Annotated in this window: 2 protein-coding genes; both read right to left on the bottom strand. The window is 40.4% G+C overall.

Features of this window, described 5'->3' with window-relative positions:
- Positions 1–49: 49 nt before the first annotated feature.
- Entirely contained in the window at positions 50–3,433 is a 3,384-nt protein-coding gene (gene mfd / locus ABFC98_07525; GenBank protein ID MEN6445876.1) for a transcription-repair coupling factor, read from the bottom strand.
- Between the two features lie 153 nt (positions 3,434–3,586).
- A partial coding sequence (locus ABFC98_07530; protein MEN6445877.1) for a 3'-5' exonuclease occupies positions 3,587–4,141 on the bottom strand: 555 nt, incomplete at its 5' end.

Genomic DNA, 4,141 nt, shown 5'->3' on the forward strand with positions numbered 1-4,141 from the left:
TTATAATCCTGAAATCCTTGTATTTAAAAATAATCCTTTACCTTTAGCTTTACCATAATTGCAAAATGGATAAAGCAGTTTCAAACTGCTGGATATAGTTATCTTGCGGGTTCAGTTCAATGATCACCTTCAGGTTTTTCCCTGCATCAAAGCGAAAAGGCCGGTCAACTTTGGAAACAAAGTGCAATAACTTTTCTTTGGCGGGCAGATTTTTCGCGTCAAATTCCAAAATTAGGGAATTGCTTTTCACCTGGCAGTCCTTGAGGGCGATTTTCTTTGCCAACTGGCTTAATTTAAAATAGCTTAGCAGCCATAATGCCTGTTCTGGGATGGGACCAAAACGGTCTAAAAGTTCCACTTCCAATTCATCTATATCTTTTAGAGATTCCAATTCGCTTAAGCGTTTATAAATTCGCAGTCGTTCTTTGTCGTCATCAATGTAATTGGGAGGGAAATAAAGGTCTATCTCGGTTCTTACTATCCGTCCTGTATCCGGTGTTTCGTCCATTAGCAAATTGGGTGTTTCGCCTTTTTCCACTGCTTGGATGGCATTGCCCAAAATGCGATTGTAATAATTAAAGCCAATTGCCTGGATGATGCCGCTTTGTTTGGTTCCCAAAATAGTTCCCGCGCCGCGTAATTCCAGATCGCGTAAAGCCACTTGAAAACCAGCGCCCAAATAATCATATTGAGTTAACGCTTCCAGTCGTTTTCTGGCAATGGAGGTAGTGCCTTTGGAAATTAGCAAATAAGCATAAGCTCTTCTATTGCTGCGTCCCACTCTTCCGCGCATTTGATAGAGCTGAGCCAAACCAAAATTATCGGCATTGTCTATTAAAATGGTATTGGCATTAGGAATATCTATCCCATTTTCGATGATGGTTGTGGAAATAAGCACTTGATATTCTTTATTTAAAAAAGCGTCCATCACTTTTTCCAAATGCTGTTCAGGCATTTGAGCATGCCCAACGATAAAACGAACTTTGGGCATTGCTTCTCTTAATTCCGCGGCAATTGTCTCGATGGTCTGCACGCGGTTATGAATGAAAAATACCTGTCCACCCCGGTCAATTTCGCGTCGGATGGCATCTTTGATTACTTCCATATCACGCGGGGTAATAATAGTTCTAACAGGTAATCTTTCTTTGGGCGAGGTCTGAATCAAGGAAATTTCTTTCAATTTGGAAAGTGCCATATTCAAAGTCCGCGGAATGGGCGTGGCGCTCATATAAAGAGTATCCACATTACTTTGTAAAGACCTCAATTTTTCTTTATGCCGCACTCCGAAACGGTGTTCTTCATCTATGATCAAGAGCCCAAGTTTTTTAAATTGGACATCGTTGGAAAGTAAACGATGGGTTCCGATGGCGATATCTATGGAGCCACTTTTTAGCCCTAAGAGGTCTTTTTTCATAGCGGCGGAATTGCGGAAACGACTAAACATAGCAATTTTAACTGGATACTGAGCAAGACGCTCTCTAAAAACTCTCCAATGCTGTTCAACTAATAAAGTTGTAGGTGCTAAAACAACAACTTGATAGCCACTGCAAATAGCTTTAAAAGCTGCCCGGATGGCAACTTCCGTTTTTCCAAAACCAACATCTCCACAAAGCAATCTTTCCATCGGAGCTACAAGTTCCATATCCTCTTTAATTTCTTTCGTTGCTTTGCGTTGATCAGGCGTATCTTCATAAATAAATGATTCTTCCAGTTCTTTTTGCCATTCTGTGTCCGGTTGATGAGCAATTCCTAAGTGCGAACTGCGTTCGGCATATAATTTTACGATATCGGCGGCGATAAGTTCAATTTGCTGAGCGGCTTTGCGTTTAGTATTATTCCATTTGGAGCTGCCCAACTTACTTAAAACTGGTTTAGCGCTTTCTTCAGCTACATATTTGGTAACTAAAGAGAGCTGATAGGTGGGAACATAAACTCTGTCATCATTGGCATAGCGTAAAACAAGACATTCAACTTCCGAACCGTCCAGACGAATTATTTTCAGCCCTTCAAAAATGCCAATGCCATGATCTATATGAACCACATAATCTCCCGGTTTGAGGTCTTCATAATCTACAATGGTTTCACCGGGTGCATAACGCGGAGTATAGCGTCTGCTTTTATAGCGGTTAAAAATTTCGTGATCAGTCCATAAATTTAAGTGGCAATCAGTAAGCGAAAAACCTTCATGCAAAACCCCGATAAATTCCGTAAATGGAGCTCCACCAATAGATTGTTGCAGACGCTTTGCCTGGCTTTGATTGTCAAATAACAAAAAATTTAACCAGCCCTCTTTTTGTTTTTCTTGCAGGGTTTCTGTCAGCATAGTTAAATCTGATTCAAAATTTGGTTGAACTTCCAAGGGAGCGCGGATATTGAGGGTAGGAAAAGAAAGTTCAAATTCACTTTGAGATAAGTATAAATTATCGCTGTTCTTTTTGAGGTGAGAAAGAGCGTCCCAATCAGCAAACATTTGTTCCGGACGCGGAACTCTGCCTCTACCTTGAATTTTGGCTTCCTTTTTCCAAGTAGAAAGCGCCTGTTCAAAAAGGGCTTCATACTCTTCTTTGGCGTAAAAATAATTGTTCCAGATTAGGATGCGGTTATCGCTGGCAAAATAATCGGCAAAGGTCTGTAACTCTTTACAAAGCAGAGCGTAATAATTTTCTATGCCTTCATAAAAACCCTGGTCGCGAATTTTCGTAATAATGGGTGAGCCACTGTCTATATCACTTAAAGCAAGTTCCCTGGCAGGCAGGACGGTATATTCCGTTAAATATTCTTCCACACTGCGTTGCGTGGCAATGGAAAAAACCCTGATGCCAATAATTTCATCACCCCAAAATTCCAAACGCACAGGATTAACCATAGGAGGTGAAAAAATATCAATAATGCCACCTCTCTTGGCTGCCTGAAAGACCTTGTTGACCTGATATTGAATTTCGTAGCCCATATCGTAGAGATGATGAAGCAATGTATCAGGTTCATACTCCATACCTTGCTTCAAATGTAAAATATGGCGAGCAAGAATATCTCGGGAAGGTAAATAGCGTCCTAAAGTTCTTACTGAAAGCGAATAAATTCCGCTTTTGGAATTTTGCAAGGTAGAAAGGATGGTTTCCATTCGCGTTGCTCTGATGCTGTAATGAGGAGAGCGTTCTTCGTAAGGTAAAATTTCGTAATCGGGCAAATAATGTGCATTTTCTTTGCCAATAAGGACACACAGATCATCCCAGATATCTTCGGCGATGATATCATCCTGCGAAATGATGATGACATTTTTCTCGCTTCGTTGCCATAAATGAGCCGCTATTAATGCTCTGGCACTTTGATTGAGGTGGAAAATTTGGATAGACCTATCTCTTAAGGGAAGCTGTTGCACCCTTTGCATAAACTCGCTTTGTAACAGTCGGTCTTCTATCTTGGTATATAGCATTTAATGTCTCTCACCGATTACAGGGATTTATATTTAGTTAATTTTACATTACAGGTATTATGCGTTTTTATCACGAAAGGAGTTCGTAGGTAGCATAAAAGTTACTATGGACTCTGATACTTTCTAATTTGCTACTCTCCGAACGAAATTCTCTCACTTCAAAACTTCCACATAACTGCCTATAATTCTGGCTAATCTATTGCCAAAGGAAATGGTTAGCCGTGCATCAGGTCCATCACCATCCACACTTAAAATAACCCCCATTCCGTATTCAGTATGATAAACTTTCTGCCCGATTTTATAATGTTTTTGGCTTTCCGTAATCACTTTTGTAGTTTTTTTAAAGCGTTTGGGGGGTGGAGCAATGCCATTGTCACCTTGTGATAGATAATATAATTCAGAATTCACTTCTGCCAAGAACTGACTGGGAGCAGGAAAATAGAATGTATCATACAGGCGTCTGGTTTTGGTATAGCTAAGATGAAGGTAATGCTTGGCTCTGGTGATGCCTACATAAAAAAGGCGTCTTTCTTCTTCAATGCTATCTTGATTATCCATACACATTCGATGCGGAAGTAGTTCATCTTCCAGACCTACAATGAAGACGGTGGTAAATTCCAGTCCTTTGGCATTGTGCAAAGTCATCAAACGCAAGGAATCCACTTCTTCTCTCACTCTGTCCATATCTGTCTGTAAAGCTACATAAGG

Origin of the sequence: Candidatus Cloacimonas sp., from assembly GCA_039680785.1 — a bacterium.
GTDB lineage: Bacteria > Cloacimonadota > Cloacimonadia > Cloacimonadales > Cloacimonadaceae > Cloacimonas.